Annotated in this window: 12 protein-coding genes; 6 read left to right on the top strand and 6 right to left on the bottom strand. The window is 61.2% G+C overall.

Features of this window, described 5'->3' with window-relative positions:
* Positions 1 to 146: 146 nt before the first annotated feature.
* The 4 genes from EKD03_RS13655 to acs (EKD03_RS13670) all read left to right on the top strand — a co-directional run bounded on the left by EKD03_RS13655 (position 147) and on the right by acs (EKD03_RS13670) (position 9,537).
* A complete protein-coding gene (locus EKD03_RS13655) occupies positions 147 to 3,053 on the top strand; it encodes an SUMF1/EgtB/PvdO family nonheme iron enzyme (RefSeq protein ID WP_161569265.1) in 2,907 nt (968 codons plus the stop codon).
* Between the two features lie 792 nt (positions 3,054 to 3,845).
* Complete coding sequence (locus tag EKD03_RS13660; RefSeq protein ID WP_129631818.1) at positions 3,846 to 5,306, top strand: hypothetical protein; 1,461 nt, start codon at positions 3,846 to 3,848, stop codon at positions 5,304 to 5,306.
* A gap of 248 nt (positions 5,307 to 5,554) precedes the next feature.
* Positions 5,555 to 7,453: an acetate--CoA ligase gene (gene acs, locus EKD03_RS13665; protein WP_129631821.1), complete on the top strand. Its 1,899-nt coding sequence runs from the start codon at positions 5,555 to 5,557 to the stop codon at positions 7,451 to 7,453.
* 149 nt (positions 7,454 to 7,602) lie between these two features.
* On the top strand, positions 7,603 to 9,537 hold the full coding sequence (gene acs, locus EKD03_RS13670; RefSeq protein WP_129631824.1) for an acetate--CoA ligase: 1,935 nt from the start codon (positions 7,603 to 7,605) through the stop codon (positions 9,535 to 9,537).
* An 89-nt stretch (positions 9,538 to 9,626) separates the two neighbouring features.
* On the opposite strand, the gene EKD03_RS13675 is transcribed toward acs (EKD03_RS13670), so the two are convergent.
* Both EKD03_RS13675 and EKD03_RS13680 read right to left on the bottom strand, forming a co-directional pair.
* Entirely contained in the window at positions 9,627 to 11,153 is a 1,527-nt protein-coding gene (locus tag EKD03_RS13675) for a CHAD domain-containing protein (protein WP_129631827.1), read from the bottom strand.
* Positions 11,153 to 11,764, bottom strand: coding sequence for a CYTH domain-containing protein (locus tag EKD03_RS13680; RefSeq protein WP_129631830.1), 612 nt, complete (start codon positions 11,762 to 11,764; stop codon positions 11,153 to 11,155). Before EKD03_RS13680 ends, EKD03_RS13675 begins: the two co-directional genes overlap by 1 nt.
* Before the next feature lie 105 nt (positions 11,765 to 11,869).
* On the opposite strand from EKD03_RS13680, the gene EKD03_RS13685 reads away from it, so the two are divergent.
* A complete protein-coding gene (locus EKD03_RS13685) occupies positions 11,870 to 12,694 on the top strand; it encodes a tetratricopeptide repeat protein (protein WP_129631833.1) in 825 nt (274 codons plus the stop codon).
* 143 nt (positions 12,695 to 12,837) lie between these two features.
* Here the strand turns inward: EKD03_RS13685 and EKD03_RS13690 are convergent, their stop codons facing one another.
* Both EKD03_RS13690 and EKD03_RS13695 read right to left on the bottom strand, forming a co-directional pair.
* Positions 12,838 to 14,223, bottom strand: coding sequence for an ATP-binding protein (locus EKD03_RS13690; RefSeq protein ID WP_129631836.1), 1,386 nt, complete (start codon positions 14,221 to 14,223; stop codon positions 12,838 to 12,840).
* 60 nt (positions 14,224 to 14,283) lie between these two features.
* The gene (locus EKD03_RS13695; protein ID WP_129631839.1) at positions 14,284 to 15,774 is read right to left on the bottom strand and encodes an amidase; all 1,491 of its coding nucleotides are present in this window, start codon (positions 15,772 to 15,774) and stop codon (positions 14,284 to 14,286) included.
* A 166-nt stretch (positions 15,775 to 15,940) separates the two neighbouring features.
* Between EKD03_RS13695 and EKD03_RS18455 the strand changes: the two genes are divergently transcribed.
* Positions 15,941 to 16,078, top strand: coding sequence for a hypothetical protein (locus tag EKD03_RS18455; RefSeq protein WP_161569266.1), 138 nt, complete (start codon positions 15,941 to 15,943; stop codon positions 16,076 to 16,078).
* Between the two features lie 184 nt (positions 16,079 to 16,262).
* Here the strand turns inward: EKD03_RS18455 and EKD03_RS13700 are convergent, their stop codons facing one another.
* Positions 16,263 to 18,194, bottom strand: coding sequence for a heavy metal translocating P-type ATPase (locus EKD03_RS13700; protein ID WP_129631842.1), 1,932 nt, complete (start codon positions 18,192 to 18,194; stop codon positions 16,263 to 16,265).
* Between the two features lie 18 nt (positions 18,195 to 18,212).
* The gene (locus tag EKD03_RS13705) at positions 18,213 to 18,986 is read right to left on the bottom strand and encodes a TrmB family transcriptional regulator (RefSeq protein WP_129631845.1); all 774 of its coding nucleotides are present in this window, start codon (positions 18,984 to 18,986) and stop codon (positions 18,213 to 18,215) included.

Here is an 18,986-nt window from a genome sequence, read left to right on the forward strand (position 1 = left end):
TCTTGGTTTTTGTTCCTACTTCCATGATGACACAAAAGAGCTTCCTTGGCTGTTTTCTTAGCTTGAGGGGTATAGGGCGCATCGCGATGCGCCCCTACGGATGGGATGCCGGGCATTCAATGGGGTTCACACAAAGGCGAGGAACCATGACCGACAATAACGACGAACTCCAGCGCCTGTTGCCGACGCTGCCACCAGAGGAGTTGGCGCGCCTGCTGGCAACCTACGGTGCGCCACCGCCGCCCGCCATCGAGGTTGACCAATCTGGTCACTCCGGGGGCAACAGCGGCGGTGCAGCGAATACCTATGGCGACCAGACCCAGATTGGCGATACGGTTCACGGCCCGAAGATCGAGGGTGGGGTGGAGAGTGAGCGCGATACCAATCTCGCGGGGCGCGATCAGATCATCAACAACTTTTATGGTGCCGATGCGGCTGATGTAGCCCCCCTGCTGCGCAGTTACCTCGCCGAGCTTGCCGGTACCTGTGATCGCCTCGCGCTCGCCGATACGGATAGCGATGACCCCCACAAGGCCGCGCTCAAACTGCAAGCGGTCTATGTTGGCCTGGAGGTGCGGCGTGAGGTGGCGTTGCCGCCCGAAGATCCGCAGCAGGTGCGCGAACGGGCGATCAAAGTGATTAAGGATTGGGGATATGCCAGCCCTGAGGCGTATGCGGCGGCCTATGATGTGTCACTTGAAACGGCAATCAATCATGTCATCAAGCAACTCAACCCCCGCGAGCAACAGCGCCGATTGCGGGCGGTCGAGGTGTTGGCCGCCCATCCGCGCTTGGTGATCACGGGTGCTCCCGGCAGCGGCAAGAGTAGCTTCGTCAACTTTGTGAGCATCTGCCTTGCCCAAGCCTGGATTGGCGGCGCAGATTGGCTCGATCACCTGGGGGCAGATTGGCCCCACGGTCGCTTGATCCCGATTCGGGTGGTGCTGCGCGAGTTTGCGCATTGGCTCGCGGGGCGTGCGCATCCTGCGAGCGTCGATCCGGCTCTCTTCTGGCAGTGGCTCGAACACGGGGCGGGGCATCCACGCCTGCTGGTGCAGCACCTGCGCGCCGCCTTCGCCGATGGTCAGGCCATCCTGATGCTCGATGGCTTGGACGAGGTATCGTCGGATGCGACTGGCCAGCCGTTGCGCCATCTGCTTGCGATCATCACGACGCTCGCCAACGGGCAGGGGCGCTGTGTGCTGACCTGCCGGGTGCTCGATTACCAGCGCCCGGAGCGCCAATTGGCCGACTGGCCGGTCGAAGAGATTGCGCCGCTGGCGCTCAGCCTGCGCGACCAACTGATTGCCCAGTGGTTCGCCGCACTCGATGTGCTGAAGCGCCCCATGCGTGGCAATGCGGACACGCTGCGCGATGGTCTGCAACGGGCGATCCGGGTACGCCCGGAGTTGCAACGGCTGGCTGGGAATCCGCTGCTGCTCACCATGATGGCGCGCCTCCAAGCCCACGATGGCGATTTACCCGGTGAGCAGGTCAAGCTCTACGAGCGCAGCCTGACCCTGCTGCTGCTCCAATGGCGGCGCGATGCGCTGGGGCGAACCGCGCTCGGTGAACAGTTGGGGCTGCCGCAGTGGAGCGATTCGCACATGGATCGCCTGCTCGACCGACTCGGCTATGTGGCGCATACCCGTGGGGTGAGCGGTGATGCCGAACAGGGTGCGGATCTCCCGCGTTCCGTGCTCCGCGATGCCGCCGAAGCCTTCTTTGATGCCTATGGGTCGGATCAGAGTGTCATCCGCGCCCAAACCTTCTTGAACTATATCAGTGCCCATGGCAACGGCGTGCTTCAGCAGCACGACCAGAAGATCTACCGCTTTCCGCACCGCACCTTCCAGGAGTACCTAGCCGGACGGCGCTTAATGAGCGATGAGGGCTGGGAGCACGCGGACGAACAGGAATTTGTTGATCGGGTGCTGAAGGTCAGTGCCGAGGGGCCACAGTGGCGCGAGGCGGTGCTGCTGGCGATCAGCGACTATGCGATCCGGGGGCAGACGCGCCCCGCCCTGAACGTGAGTGAGGAGTTGTTGCGGCGTGCCGAGCGCGAGGGGCATGGCCGCGACACCATCCTCGCCGCCGAGGTGCTGTTAGAAGTCGGGCGCGAACGGGTCATGGCGCGTTCTCCGGAACTCTGGCAACGCCTGCGCCGTGCCATCACCGCGCTGCTTCAGCGCCGCACCCCTGATGGCAGCGCCACCCACCCGGTGGCCGAACGGGTACGGGCGGGCTTCCTCTTGGGGCAACTGGGTGATGAGCGCATGCCGGTGCGCAGCGCCGAGTGGCAGGCACACTGCACCCAGCGCAGCGGCGATGGCTACTTCTGCCCCATCCCCGCCGGGAACTACCAGATAGGCAGCAGCGATGATGATCCTGATGCTGATGACGATGAACAACCGCAGCACACGGTCAAACTCGAAGCCTATTGGATCGCCCGCTTCCCCATCACCAACGCGCAGTGGCAGGAGTGGGTTGCAGCCGGTGGCTCACCCGCTCGCTACGCCGATGATGATGACGTGAACCAGCCCAACCAGCCGGTGGTGGGCATCACCTGGCACGAAGCGAACGCCTTCTGTGACTGGCTCACAACACAGGTGGCTGCGGTGTTACCAGCGGGCTATGTCGTGCGCCTACCCCGCGAGGCGGAATGGGAAACAGCGGCGCGCGGACCAACGGGGTGGCGCTACCCCTGGGGCGCGACGTGGCAGCCTGACTGCGCGGCGATGGGAGATGATCAGGATGCCCGTGGCGCGTACTGGACGGTGCCGGTGGGCTGCTACCCATCCGGCGCAGCAGCCTGCGGGGCGCTGGATCTGGCCGGGAATGTTTGGGAATGGACATGTGACCGCTGGCAGTCGTACCCCAACGCGAAGAAACCTTTTACACAGGAGAAGTTCGTGGTGGTGCGGGGAGGGGCATACTACAGTAATAGAACATATGTTCGCTGCGGGGCGCACGGCAGGCTTCTTCCCGACGCCTGGGACGACAACGACGGTTTTCGGGTGGTGGTGGCCCCTCCGCTCGCACAAACGTCCTGATTTCTTGCTTCTGAATCCTGATTTCTGCATTGCTGAATCCTTACGGGTGTCAAGGGTTTCTGGTGGTTGATCGCCAAGAGTATCCGCAGATTACGCAGATTACGCAGATTATTGGGTAAGCTATGGTTCAGAAGGGGCACACCTGCTTGATACATGCGGTGTGGCCCTCGCCCCCCTCTCCTGTGGGCGAAGCCCACGGGAGAGGGGGGCGAGGGCTGTTCGGCAGCGCCGTAGGCGCGAATCGGGGTATTTTTTTGCCCCATCCTCTGCGCACCTCGGCGTCCTCTGTGGTTTCGATTCGTCTACCGCAGAGGACACAGAGGGACGCAGAGGATGGGGGCGGATTGGCAGATATGCTGGCTGGGCGCATCGCGATGCGTTTCTCCATCCCATCCTCTGCGCCCCTCGGCGTCCTCTGCGGTGGATCACATCTCCCATTCTTCAACCGCAGAGGAGACAGAGGGACGCAGAGGGGGCGTTGTTGCGATGGTTTTTCCTCTGCGTCCCTCTGTGTCCTCTGCGGTTTCGATTCGTCTACCGCAGAGGACACAGAGGGACGCAGAGGATGGGGGCGGATTGGCAGATATGCTGGCTGGGCGCATCGCGATGCGTTTCTCCATCCCATCCTCTGCGCCCCTCGGCGTCCTCTGCGGTAGATCACATCTCCCATTCTTCAACCGCAGAGGAGACAGAGGGACGAAGAGGGGGCGTTGTTGCGATGGTTTTTCCTCTGCGCACCTCGGCGTCCTCTGTGGTAGAACAAAGGAACACATCCCCAAATAGCGAGGCTCCATGAACGACAAGAAGATTGACCAATCCCACCACTCCGGGAGCAACAGCGCCGGGGCGGGCAACCACTTCGCTGGCCCGGTGCAGATTGGCAATACCGTGCATGGCCCGGTCATCCACGGCGGGGTTCAGAGCGGGGGCGATACGTATATCGCCGGGGGTGACCAGACCATCCACCATGCGGATCGGGATGCGCCGGAGGTTGCAGCGCCCCCACCCACCCCGCCGTCGCTGCGGCTCAGCGCCTCGCAGGAGGGCGACGGTGACCACCTGGAGGTTGGTGCGGAGGCGCTGGTGCATCTTGAACTCACTGCCCCCACCCATGCCGACGCGATCACCCTCTTCTTTGCCCGTGGTGGTGAGACGGTGCGCCTCGTGTTGCTCGAACGTGGCCAGAGTTGGGATGTTCCCCTGCCCCTCACCGACCATGACCTAGCCAGCCTCACCCAGCGCGCCCATACGACGTTGCGCGACCTCATTCTGCACCAACCTGGCCGCGCCCTGAGCGGGACGCTACGGATTGCGCCTGTGGTGCGGGATGCGACGTTGCGCCGCTTGGCCGATGTGGGGGCTGGGCTGTGGACGGGGTTGTTCCATCCGCATGGCGCGTCGAGCGACCTGCATGACCTGCGGGCGCACCTTGCGGCGCGCAGCCAGCGCGGCCCGCTCCAGATCACCATCGTCGGCCACCGCGTGGCCTTGCCCTGGCAGTTACTCTTTGTGGGTCAGCCCGATCCGGCGATTCGTGCCGACTCGTTCTGGGGCTTGCGCCACGAACTGGCCGTGCAGCCGCTCCAGGGGCGACGGCGGGCGAGTACGCTCACCCCCGCAGCGTCCGCGCCGCGCACTGCGCTGCTCGCTTTCAACCTTGGCATTGACGATCAGGTGAAGCTGCCGGTGATCGCCCCGCAGCGTGCGGCGCTGGCTGTACTGGGCCTCCGCATCCACGAAGTGACGACCGAGGCTGGTCTGCGGGACGCGCTCAGCAGTGGCAGTGATGCGGCGCTGGTCTACCTCTACGGCCACATGCGCAGCCCGCTGCGGCGACCGAGTGGGCCAACGGTGGATATAGATCAGATGGAGATCGAGTTGACCAGCCCCGCGCAGGCGATCAGCCTGGAGGAACTGCGGCGCGTGGCGGCGGTGGAGCATGAAGCCCGGTTGCGGGCTGGCCCCTTGGTGCTGATCAACGCCTGTAGCAGTGGCGAACAGACCCCGCTGAGCTTCGGGGGCCTCGTGCCCTACCTGCTGGATCTGGGGGCGCAGGCGGTCATCGGTACCGCCGTGGAGACCCCCATTCACTTCGCGGCGGCCTTTGGCCCGGATGTGATCGGGCGGGTCTTTGGCGCGGGCCAACCCGTGGGCGCGGCGCTGTTGGCGGCGCGTAGCAGCGCCCTAGAGCAGCACGACAACCCGTTGGGGTTGCTCTACGAACTCTTCGGGAATGCGACGGTGCGGGGGTAGAATGTAAGGGCGCATCATACGCATCAATCGAAGACAAGGTTCGTAGCAATGCGATCAATTGCCGCCGAATGGCGCTCACCCCCAGCCCCTCTCCCATGGGCTTCGCCCACAGGCAAGGGAGGCTAGGGGGGGGGAGCGCCAATGACGTTAACCTGCTCTTTTGCCCTTGCACAAGCACGGGGTAAATCGTGTACAATGTACTCCCGTACCCTGTTCTGACAAACACCCCTCAGAGAGGAGGCACTCGCATGGGATATGATGATACCCATCGCCGGTCAATCGAAGATCCAGCCGGCTATTGGGGCGAGTTGGCCGAAGAGCTGCACTGGTATAAGCGTTGGGATAAGGTTCTCGACGACTCGCAGGCACCCTTCTATCGTTGGTTTGTTGGTGCTGAAACAAACCTTTGCTATAACGCTGTAGATCGTCACGCACTCGGTACGCGCCGAGGTCAGGCGGCATTGATTTGGGAGAGTGCGGAGACGGGGCAGTCCCGCACGCTGACCTATTTTGAACTCTACCGTGAGGTAAACCGCCTTGCAGGGGTGCTGAAGAATCTGGGCGTACAGAAGGGCGACCGGATTATCATCTATATGCCCATGGTGCCTGAGGCGATCATCGGGATGCTCGCCTGTGCCCGTTTGGGCGCGATCCACTCGGTGGTCTTTGGTGGTTTTAGTATTACCTCACTGGCCTCGCGGATTGATGATGCCGAGCCGGTGTTGATCATGACCGCCGATGCCAGCATCCGTAAGGGTATTCCTGTTCCGCTCAAAGAGATTATTGACCACGCCCTCGAAGCGGCGGAGGGCGATAGTGTCCGCAGTGTGCTGGTACTCAACCGTGACATGGTCACATGTGAGATGAAAGAGGGCCGGGATCTAGATTGGAAAGAGCAACTGGAGAAGCGCGGCGAGAAGTATGTCGAGCCAGTGCGCGTTGCGAGTACCGATCCGTCCTACATTCTCTATACCTCTGGCACGACTGGCAAGCCCAAGGGTGTGGTGCGCGATACCGGCGGGTATATGGTCGCGCTGCACGCCAGCATGAGCCAGATCTACAACTGCGGTGATGGCGATGTCTTCTGGTCTACCTCGGATATTGGCTGGGTGGTGGGCCATTCCTACATTGTCTATGGGCCGTTGCTCAAGGGTGTGCCGACGGTAGTCTATGAGGGTCGCCCCGATCATCCCGATCCGGGGGTCTGGTGGCGGGTGATCGAGAAGTATGGTGTCACCCATGTCTTCACCGCGCCGACGGCACTGCGCGCACTGCGCAAGTTCCCCGACCAGTGGATGAAGAATAGCGACATTAGCTCGATGCGGATTCTCTATGCCGCTGGTGAGCCACTGGATGCGCCGACCTATGAGTGGGCCAAGGAGACTCTAGGGGTGCCGGTGATTGATCACTACTGGCAGACCGAGAGCGGTTGGAGTATGCTCACCAACCCGGTGGGGGTGGAGTTGCTGCCGATCAAGGCCGGGTCGCCTACGAAGGCCGCGTTTGGTCACTTCTTGGAAGTGGTGGATAGTGATGGCAACCCGGTGGCGCGCGGGGAGAAGGGCTTCCTCATTGATAATGGCCCACTACCACCCGGTATGCTCATGACGCTCTGGAACGATGATGATCGTTATGTCCAGAGTTACTGGAACCACTTCAAAAACAAGCTGATCTACATGACGGGCGATTATGCCATTCAGGATGAGGATGGCTATTTCTGGATGCTTGGGCGCGCCGATGAAGTGCTGAATGTGAGTGGCCACCGCCTGGGTACCCGTGAAATTGAAGAAGTGATCGCCTCGCATCAGGCCGTGGCCGAGAACTGTGTGATCGGTGTGCGCCACGAACTGAAGGGCGAGGGCGTGTTGGTGGTGGTGGTGCTCAAGCAGCATATCGCCCCCGCCGACCAAGATGGAGTGGCACGCGAACTGCGCACGCTGGTGCGCGAGCGGATTGGGCCAATTGCCAGCCCCGATGCGGTTCACTTTGTCAATATGCTCCCCAAGACCCGTTCGGGTAAGATTATGCGCCGCGTGATCCGGGCGGTCTATCAGGGTGATAACATTGGTGACTTGAGCACCATCGAAGATGATGCGACGGTTGATATGGTTCGTGAGGCGGTGGACGTGCTCAAAGGCGAGCTTTAATCGGAGCAAAGTCCTTGGGGCTACGCCCCAAGCCCTAAATCGTCGGGGCGGCTGCGCCGCCCCCAAACCCCACCAGGGGTGGACTTTGCACATACTCTGTGACGTGTCCTTTATTCTGTGAACTGTGCAGCGTAACAAGGAGGTTCCCTGTGGCCGAGTCCCCTGAGATGGTTGCCCCTAATACCAGTGAGATCTACCACCCCAATGCGTCCATCGTTGAGCAGAGCAATGTGATGGCTTATGCACGCAGCAAGGGTATCGAGAGCTATGAAGAGTTGCACAAGTGGACGCTAGAGCACAACGAAGAGTTCTGGGTCGACATGGCCAACGAGTTGGAGTGGTATGCACCTTGGGAGAAAGTTCTCGACGACAGCAATAAGCCCTTCTACAAGTGGTTCACCGGCTCCAAGACCAATATTGTCCACAATGCGATCGATCGCCACCTCAAGACTTGGCGCAAGAATAAGCTGGCGCTGATCTGGGAGGGTGAGGATGGCTCGCATCGCACCTTCTCCTTCTTTGCGCTCAACCGCGAAGTGAGTAAGATCGCCAACGTGCTGAAGAGCATGGGTGTCAAGAAGGGTGATATTGTCACCATCTACATGCCGCGCATCCCAGAACTGATGTTCAGCATGCTCGCATGTGCCAAGATCGGTGCTGCGCACTCGGTGGTGTATGGTGGCTTCTCCGAGGCCGCATTGGCCGACCGTCTGGCTGATGCGAAGAGCAAGGTGCTGATCACCGCCGATGGCGGCTTCATGCGCAACAAGGTCATTGAGCTGAAGAAGATTGTGGACGAGGCACTGTCGCGCACCCCCACGGTTCAGACCTGTCTGGTCTTCAAGCGCACCGGCCATGCCGTCGAGATGGTGCAGGGCCGCGATCTCTGGATGCACGATCTGCTCAACCTGCCAATCGCCAACACCTACTGCCCGACCGAGGAGATGGATGCTGAGGATATGCTCTTCATCCTCTACACCTCCGGTACTACCGGCAAGCCCAAGGGCGTTGTGCATACGCACGGCGGCTATCAGGTAGGCACGAGCACCACGCTGCGCTACGTCTTCGATGTGAAGGATGAGGATCGCTACTGGTGCGCCGCCGATCCGGGCTGGATCACCGGACACTCCTTCATCGTCTACGCCCCGTTGTTGTGTGGTGTCACCTCGATCATGTACGAGGGTGCCCCGAACTATCCCTACCCAGATCGCTGGTGGCAGATTGTGGCCCGCACCGGGGTGACGATCCTCTATACCGCGCCGACCGCCATCCGTGGCCTCATGCGCTTCGGTGAACTGTGGCCAACCCGCCACGATCTGAGCAGCCTGCGTCTGCTGGGTTCGGTGGGTGAGCCGATCAACCCCGAAGCCTGGAAGTGGTTCTACGAGGTGATTGGGCACAAGAACTGCCCGATTATGGATACCTGGTGGCAGACTGAGACCGGCCACTTTATGATTACGCCCACCCCGGTGGTGCCGCTGAAGCCCGGTTCGGCCACCAAGGCGTTCCTGGGGATCGAGGTGGATGTGGTTCACGAGGACGGTTCGCCCTGTGCCCCCAACGAGGATGGTCTGTTGGTGATCAAGCGCCCCTGGCCGGGAATGTTGCGCAACGTGCTCAACGATCCGCAGCGCTATGTAGACAACTACTGGTCGCGGCTGGATGGCATGTATGCGGCGGGTGACAGTGCCCGCAAGGATGAGGATGGCTATATCTGGGTGATCGGGCGTCTGGATGATGTGATCAAGGTCTCCGGTTACCGCCTGGGCACCGCCGAGGTGGAGAGCGCCCTGGTCAGCCACCCGGCTGTTGCCGAGGCGGCGGCGATTGGTCTGCCCCACGAGGTGAAGGGCAATGCCATCCACGCCTTTGTCATCCTGCGGTCGGGCTTCGAGGGCAACCACGCCCTAGAGGAGCAGTTGCGCGCTCACGTTGGCCATGAGCTTGGGCCGATTGCGCGCCCCGACTCGATCACCTTCACGCCCTCGCTGCCCAAGACGCGCTCCGGCAAGATCATGCGCCGCGTGCTCAAGGCGCGGGCGTTGGGTCAGCCTGAGGGTGATGTTTCGACTCTGGAGGAGTAGGTTTTTCTTGTTCTTGTGTGGCGGCTGCGCCGCCACACAAGAACATGTACGATCTTTGGGGCACAGCCCCAAACCCCGAACCCCCACCCCTACAATTTGACAATCAACTCCATCAAGCGCCGCCGATAGGTGGCGCTTGTAATTTTTGCCCAGCGGGCGGGGAGGCTGGCTTGGGCGCTGCGGCGTTCGTTCTCACGCAGTGCGAGGTAGGTGGTTACGGCGGGTTGGCTCGTGGGGCTGAGGGTGACGCTCTCTAGAATCATTTCGGCCACAATTGTATCGTTGAGGATACCCAGATCATCCTGGAGGTTGGTGAGTTGATCCACCACCAGATCGGCACGTTCGTTGAAGCTGGCGGCGAAGAGTTCGAGCACATAGCGCAGCTTTTTGGCGTCAATGCGGAGGGCATGCATTGGTGGGCCATCAAGCGGCATGTGGCCTTGATCATGGGCGCGCAGCGCTTCGTAGTGGCGCCAGATGGTTGAGCCAGCGAGATCGCGCACCTGGGGTTGCTCGTTCCATCCCTCGGCAGTGTTGATCAGGTGGGCAAAACGCTCCTTGAACTGGGCATAGTCGGGGCTATCAAAGAGCGTGATCAGGCGTTGGTAGGCCGCGCTGCGCTGATCGGTGAGCGTGGCGACCAGTTCATCCAGACCGACATGCAGATCAGTGGGGAGATCGGCGCGGCTTTGCGCGAGATGTACGAGCAGTACATCACGGTCGCGCACGGCCCCGGCAGATCGGGCGAGGCGGCGGATGGCCTTGTGGATGGGGCGCAGGTGCTTGGCCGGGGCCACTGGGGCAAGTAGGTGCAGGGTGGCACGCAACCGGCGCGAGGTAACGCGCAAGACGTGGATCTCTTCATGATCACGGTCGGCACGAATGGCACGTTCTGTGGCGATGAGACGGCGCAGGTAACGACGGAGGAGCACGCGGCCCAGTTCGGCTAACGTGGTGGTCGGAGCGGCGTACCACGGTGGCAGAAGTGGATGCTCCTGGACATCCGATTCTGGCGCGATCACCGCCACTTCAGCGGAGGTCACAACCACACCCAACTCCAACGGCAGATCGAAGCTGCGCTGCCAGAGATCGGCCTTGGTGATGGCGCGGGCACCATCGCTGGCGGCTTGGGGGCCTTCTAGGTTCAAGCGGTAGGCCGTCGCGCTTGGTTCAAGCGCCACGATGCGCGTAGATTGGGTGTGGCTATAATCTAGGCCATCGGCCACGCGCAATATGGCCGCCAGTTGCAGTACCAACGGACGTTGCTTCTTGGGTAGGCTGAGGAAAGCGGGTTCCTGCTGCGGGCGCACCCGCTTGCGGTGGAAGGCGACCAGACACGCCACCATCCCGCGTTCAGTCGGGGTCAGATCGGCGATCTGGTGGTGAAGCACAATGTCACGACCCGCCACATGATGGTTGGGCGGGTCGCTACTCAAGCCGACATCGTGCAGCAGCCCGGCATATTCGAGCAGCAAGCGCGAGTGATCGGGCCACGAAAGATGATCGGCAAGCGCATCAAAGAGCGCCAGCGCGTGCGCGGTAACTGCACGGACATGCGAGAGATTGACCCGATAGGTGGTCAGAATTTCAGCCAGCGCAGCACCAGGTTCATGCATCAGAGTTCCTCCATCAAGGCCAAGCCGCGCTGAAGTTTGGAGCGCGATTCGGGGTGAAGATCAATAATGGTGCGGAGCGTATCCGCGATGGCCATCAGATCCGATTCGGAGCCGCCGGGGAGAAGTTCAATTTCAAGTTCACTAAAGGGCTGCTCGTGTCCAGATGCGTAGATCATGCCCTGATCCAGACAGATCTCGGCCACCGTGCGATCCTGGTAGGCGGCAAAGATGATCTTGCGGTGGGTCATGATCGTCACGGTCGGAACCAGCCTCGCGTTCCCAATCAGCGCCAGGGCCAGTTCACGCGCCGGGCCAGCCGGCCAAGTGTGGGGGTCGGGATCGGTGTGATCAAACTCATACTCGGCGCGACGGTGAAGGCCATTCGAGACCTCAGCGGGGCCTTTGAGGGTCACCAATGAGCGCGCAGGTAGCTCGCGCAGCCGCAGACCATAGCGCGCCTGAGCCAAACGCCGGTCGGGCGTGTCAAAGTAGCGATTCTGTTGATGTTCCGGCTTGGGTTCGGGATGCAGAACGTAGGGGCCAAGCTGATCGAGTGCAGCAATGACATCCATGTCACGCACACTGACCACGTATTTCGCCTCAACTTCCATAGTTCAGCGGGTCCTATGCTATACTCATCGCTTACAGAGCGCCAGCCCAACCGGGATGATAACGGAGGCGCGGGCTGACATGTATGTATAGAATACCACACGCCGATGAGCCAGCGCATCATCCAGATCTCCGATGTCCCCTTACCAACGCCCGATCCCTGGGCCGATGATGCAGCGGGAACGCGGCGTTGCCCGGCATGTGCGTTGGTTGATCCGGGCAAGGATCGCTGTCGGCGCTGCAAGGAGCCGCTCACACGCCAGATTCGGCAACGCAAACCAATTACGGCCACTATGGCCAATCTGTTGGTGATGCTGACCGGGCGCGGCCCATTGTTGATCATCATTGCGGCGGTTTACCCGCCCGAAGGTATGGGGATCGTTAACCCCTGGTCGATCCTGTTGACGCTTGAAGCTGCGATCTATGTCGCCTGTGGCATCGGGATGGCTCTTTTGCGCTGGCGTTGGACATGGTTCATGACCATGGCAGTCATGCTCTTAGATTCGGTCATCCAGATCGTTTTTCAATATATTTTTCAAGGCAATGCGCTCGTTCCAGTCGCTGCGGTTATCAGCAACTTCATGGTGCTAGGAATGATGCTGATTGTCTATGATGAGGTACGCATCGAGACTGCAATCATCGGTATGCCACCCGATTATGCGCTGCCCAAGACGCCCCAAGGCTCGTACAATGTAGGGGTTGAATATAGCAAACTGGGGCAGTGGTATTTTGCGGCGCGGTTATGGCAGCGTGCCGTGGCACTCGAACATAGCGAGGGGCGCTACCGGCGGGCGTTGGGCACCGCCTACTTACATTTAGGTGAACGCGGCGCCGCCGCCCACGAGATTGCGGCTGCACACTGGCTCATGCCGGATGATGAGCAGACGCGCAAGTTAATGAAGATAGTTGAGGCGCATGTGGATGCGTCGTGACGCACCCACATGACCATGGGGCTACGCCCCAAACCGATGGTTTTGGTGGTGCGTTTGGCCGCAAAGCGGCCAAACGCACCACCAAAACCACAAATTTCGTGGGAGCCTGCGGCCTCCACACCCTCGCTACGGGCGCTGCCCCCCTACTTCAGAATATAGTACGTCGCCCGTTTCTCCCCTACCCGCAGTAACATCCCGCGCTCGACCAGATCGGCCAGATCGCGGCGGATGGTTTCGGGGCTGACATCGGGGTGACGATCCTGAAGATCGCGGTTGGTGATGCGGCGTTGTTCCGCGAGGAAGATCATGGCATCAATCTGGCGCTGGTTGAGGCCCAGACGCACCCACGCACGGGTATCTATCGTGTCAGGGCCGCGATCTTCAAGCAGTTGGCCCTGGAGCGTGACCAGAAAACCCGCCGCTGTTTCGCGGAACTGGGGTGGTGGCAGACCGGCATCCTCCATGTGGCGCAGCATGCGGTCAATGCCATAGCCGAGGCGCTCGATCAGGCCCAGATCGGCCAACACCTGCACGATGCTCTCGTTGCGAGAGAAGCGTTCAACCACGATATTCTCAAGCGTTACGTGGCCGGGCAGCCGCCCCGGTGAGTAGCATTCCAGGCGATCCGCAAAGAGACCAATCCGCACCCCCTCGCCACGCACGCTATAGTCGCGGTGAGCCACCGCATTCACCAGCGCCTCGCGCACCGCAGCGGGCGGAAACTGGGTCCAGTCGTGGCGTTCGAGGCCGACCATGCGGCTGCCCTTGCGCATATGCTCGCTGAGCCAGCGTTCGGCGCGGCGGATGGCTTCGGGCAGGGTATCGCGCACATCTTCGCGCTCAAAGGCATCGCCCATATCGCGGCCCTGGTAGTGAACCAGAGTGATCTCGGCTTGGGGATAACGCACTTCAACACTGTGCGCAAAGAGGAGCAACCCGGCATTCGTCGGCAGCGCCGGATCGTCGGACACCAAGCACCCGCGCCGCCGGAGCAGATCGCGGGGATCTTGTTCGGCCTGCGGGCCAACCCGGCGCGCATAGGCATGCACTTTATGCGGATCGAGTTCGGCCAGACTGACAGCGGGGGGCGTGCTGCGATCCCAGGCGACATCGCCACGGGCGATCAGGAGGCGGCGCAGCGCATCGGGGGCGAGGGGTTGGTTGGTGGCGGCAGAGCGGGCCAGATACTTGCCGTGTAGGCTATAGACCTGGGCCAACCCGGTGGGGATACGACAGAGGAGCAGATCATGATCGGCGTAGCGGATATGATGCGGCAAGGGCAGGATGAGCGGGGGGGTACAGGCCAGCGCCGCTTCGAGGAGCAGTTCGTGGGCGGCAGCAAGATCGCTCAGCCCTTCAAGCTTGGGTTTGGTGTGGCCACTCACCCCTAAGAGCAGATCGCCACCCTGCGCATTGGCAAAGGCCACCATCGTCTCGGCCAGATCCTCCAAGCGGGTACGCTCGCGGGCAAACGCGAGGCGCGGGCCAGCGGGGGTTGTGAGCAGGGTAGAGATCTCGGCGTCGTCCATAAGGCTCCCCTCCAAGCACTGCGGGTGTGTGGGTAGTATACCAGAATTCGCCCGAATGTGCTAGAGTAATGGACGCCGCTGTGCCCATGGGCGGGCGCGTTCAAGCTGGCCAGCGAGACGGAAGAGAGTGGCTTCATCGCCATAGCGAGCGGCAAACTGCATCCCAATCGGCAATCCTTCGCCGCTCCAGATCAGCGGCACCGACATGGCTGGTTGGCCGGTGATGTTGAAGAGTGGCGTGTAGGGCATGTAGTCATAGAGCTGATTGGCGATCTGGTGTGGAACCGTGAGGGCGCGCAGCATCCAGCCCGCCCCTAGACGATTGACCACCCGGAGGAGGAGAGCTTGGGGTGGGGTGAGGGCAAAATGGCCGAGCGGCAGCGGTGGCTGGGCGAGGGTGGGGGTCAGCAGGACATCATAGTAGGTGAAGAACTGACCCACCTCGCGGGCGGTCTGGCGCATACGCCGCCAGGCGGCCATATACGCCTGGAGACTATAACTCGCGCCGAGTAGGCCCAGCGCATAGGTGGCCGCCTCAAAGTCCTCTGGGTGCGGGCGCCGCCCGGCCAATAACGCCGCCTCCACAAGTGCGGCGCGTACCTCAGCGGACACCACGATCATCATCGCCTTGGCACACACCCCGCCATCTATACGCGGGGCATCCTCAACCACCTCGTGGCCGAGTTGTTCCAACATGCGCGCCGTAGCCCGCACCCCAGCGCGACACTCGGGGTGAACCGCATGACCAAAGAAGGGGTGGTCGGTAAAGGCGATCCGCAAGCGACCCGGCTCACACGTCACCTCATCCAAGAAGGGGCGCTGCGGTGCTGGCGCAGCGTAGGGTGCGCCCACATCCATCCCGGCGGTAGCATCGAGCATCGCGGCACTGTCACGCACGGTGCGGGTGATCACATGTTCCACGCCTAGCCCGCTCCACATCTCGCCATGATCGGGGCCGGACGGGGTGCGTCCGCGTGAGACCTTGAGGCCAAAGAGGCCACAACAGGCGGCGGGCATACGGATCGATCCGCCACCGTCTGTCGCACTCGCAATCGGCACCATACGGGCTGCAACCGCCGCCGCAGAGCCACCGCTCGATCCCGCCGGAGATCGGCGCAGATCCCAGGGGTTGCGGGTTGGCCCGAAGGCGGCTGGCTCGGTGGTAGGCTGAAGGGCAAATTCGGGGACATTCGTCTTGCCCAGAATGATCACGCCACTCGCCTTCCAACGCCGAACCATTTCGCTGTCACACGGACGAGGAAAGTGGCGTAACATCGCATTGCCATCGCTGGTAGGTACCCCGGCGCATGTGGCCCAGAAATCCTTGAGCAACATGGGCACCCCGGCAAATGGTGCATCAGGAAGCGGAGCCTGCGCTGCCGCCCGTGCATGATCAAAGAGCGGGAAGGTGACCGCATTCAGGGCGGGATTATGCGCCATAATCTGCGCAATCGCCGCCTCAACCAACTCCAGCGGCGTTACCTGACGGGTACGAACAAGATCGGCAAGGCCGAGGCCATCATAGTTAGGGTAGTCGCTGAAGGGTGACATAGGTGCCTCACATAGTTGGGAGGATATACTTGTACAAACTATCCAAACCCACCCCCCCAAAGCTTGGATAGCCTAACCGTAGCGCACAGTGGGTAATTTGGCTATACTGAACACAGTTACTTCATACCAAACCGCTCGTGCGGTAACAATAAGTGAGGACACTACAATGGAACTGATCATCGCTCTCGTGCTCTTCTCCGCTCTGGTCGCTACTTGGTTCGTTCTTCCCGCTACAGCCGTGGATGAGCCCGCCGAGAAGAGCGGAGTGGTGGTGACCAGCAGCGCAGTTGCGCATACCGCGTAGGGTTCCAGTAGGTCTCTCGTAAACTAAAAAAGCAAGATTGAGTATACACTCAATCTTGCTTCTTTGTTTGTGGGGTACGCAGAGACGCCATGGGGAGGGGTAGAGACGCCATGGGGGGGGGTAGAGACGCCATGGGGGGGTAGAGACGCCATGGGGGGGGGTAGAGACGCAATATCTTGCGTCTCTACCCGCGATAGGCCAATAAGCGCAGCCCGTTCAGCACCACGATGATCGTTGAGCCTTCGTGGCCGACAACACCGAGTGGCAGAGGAACCCCGATAGTGAGGGTGGTGACCACCAGGATGACCACTACTGCCAGGGCGAAGGTGATGTTCTGCCAGACGATGCGCTGGGTGCGCTTGCTTAAGCCAACCGCGTAGGCAATCGCGCCGAGATCGTCGGACATAAGCACAATATCGGCGGTCTCCAGGGCAGCATCGGTACCAGCGGCACCCATTGCAATCCCACTGGACGCAGCGGCAAGGGCCGGGGCATCATTGACGCCATCACCGACCATCGCTACTGGCCCGTACTGTTTGCCCAACTCCTCCACCAGACGCAGCTTATCTTCGGGCAAGAGGCCCGCGTGAACCTCATCAATCTTGAGGCGACGCCCCATTGCCTCGGCGACACGGGCGTTATCGCCGGTGAGCATCACCACCCGCCCGATGCCCGCCGCCCGCAGCGCGAGAATCTTCTCGGCGGCGTCGGGGCGCTCGCGATCCATCACCGTTACCAAGCCGAGCCAGCGCTGACCGCGATGCACGAGTAGCACCGTCCCGCGCCCCTCATCGGCGAGGCGATCCATCTCGGCGAGTAGCGCGGCAGGCACCTGTAGTCCCGCCTGATTCATGAGGCGCGGCGAGCCAACCAGGGTCTCCTCATCGTCCCAGGTGGCGCGCACGCCCATCCCGGTAACGGCGGCAAAGTGGGTTGGTTCGGGTGGGGTGAGGTTCTGCGCCGCTGCATAGCTCATGATGGCGCGGGCAATTGGGTGTTCGCTGGGTTGCTCGGCACGCGCCACCGCTGCGAGCAGTTCATCGGTGCTCACCCCTGGTTGAGGAACCAGATCGGTCAGTTCGGGGTGGCCAAAGGTGAGCGTGCCGGTCTTATCGAGGGCGATAATCTTCACCTTGCTCAGTTCCTCCAGATGCGCCCCGCCCTTAAAGAGCACCCCACGGCGAGCGGCATTGGCAATCGCACTCAGCAGCGCCGCCGGGACACTAATCACCAGCGCACAGGGCGAAGCAACGGTAAGCAGCACCATGCCCCGGTAGAAATTCTCGCTGAAGGGAACCTGGAAGAGCGGCGGCACCAAGGTGATGAAGAGCAGCACCGCAACGATGACCCCCACCGCGTAATACTGCTCGGCGCGGTCGAGGAAACTCTGGGTACTCGCCTTACGCGCCTGAGCTTCACTGACCATCGCGATGATCCGCGAGAGCGTACTCTCACTCGCCGATTTGGTCACCAAAAGCTCAATCGAGCCATTGATATTGAGCGTTCCAGCCAGCACATGATCGCCCACATCACGCAGCACCGGCATCGCTTCGCCCGTGATCGCCGCCTCATCGAAACTGCCGCGCCCGCGCTGAATCGTACCATCGAGCGGCACCCGGTCGCCGGGGCGCAACAGCACCACATCACCGACGGCAACATCCTCAAGCGCGAGTGCCAGCACCTCGTCCTCGCGACGCACATCAACATGATCGGGGCGCAATTCGAGCAGCGACGAGATCGCCCGTTCGGTGCGGCGCATCGCATAGCCCTGGAGCACATTACTGAGCGAGAAGAGGAAGAGCAGGATCGCGCCTTCAGTCCAGGCACTCACGTAGGCAGCACCCAGAGCGGCAAGCACCATCAGCAGATCAACCTCGATGGTGCGCTCGCGCAATGCGGCAATAATGGCGCGCATGGCATAGAAGCCACCCGCTGCATAGGTAGCGATATTGATCGTGAGGAGCAGTTCCGCCGCTAATCCCAGATAATCGATCACCACACCACTTATGATCCCCAGTAGCGTCAGGGAGACCAACAATGGCTCAATAAACTCATCATTCCATGTGAATGGCCAGCCAGAAGCCGGTTTGATACGGGTTTGTTGGAGGGTAGACATAGGGCAATCCTTACGTTATTAGTGCAACACCTGTTGATCTTCAGGATCGAGCTTTTGTAACAGATCGGCACCCAAACGAGCAAAGATGCGCTGGGCGAAGAGTTCCATCCAGATAAACTGGCGGGCGATGAGCACCATATTGATATTGGTCGTCACCGTGGCATCTGTATGTTGATGACCAGAAGAGATCAAGAACTCACGCTCATCAGCAACCACAATCAGCGTCTCCTGCATGCGGTGCAGTTGGGTCTCTCGTTTGGGATGGCGCACCACCTGCCCAAGATCAAAGGGCAGGTCGCCGGTGAGGATGATGCCTAAAGCGACGCCACGGGTATGAGCAGTAGTGAGATGCGGATGGAGAGCAACCACATCCGCATCGGTGAGGACGAGCATCAATTCATGCTTGGCCTCATCAATTAAATCTATCGCGTAGTTGATCGCCTCGCGGCGGCCACTAAAATTCCACAGCCGCCCGGTCTTCTCTTGCTGGTAGATCGGTACGAGGGCGGTTCGCAAACTGGAGGCGAGATCATGGGCTTGGCGCTCATAGCGATCCAGCAGCATCTCCGGATGGACGGGGCGATAGATCGTCGCCTTCTCTTCCGGCGACTTGAGCACCGCACCGCGCACCTCTAAGCGCCCCAGTGCCTCGTAGACCATGGAGCGCGGCACGCCCGAGGTTTTACTGATCTGGTAGCCGGTGGCGGGATTTTCGCTGAGCAACGCCAAATAGACCTTGGCCTCGTAGTCGGTCATGCCTAGCGCAGAGAGTTGTTCGAGGAGATTATTCAT

This window comes from Candidatus Oscillochloris fontis, assembly GCF_004138135.1.
GTDB lineage: Bacteria > Chloroflexota > Chloroflexia > Chloroflexales > Chloroflexaceae > Oscillochloris > Oscillochloris fontis.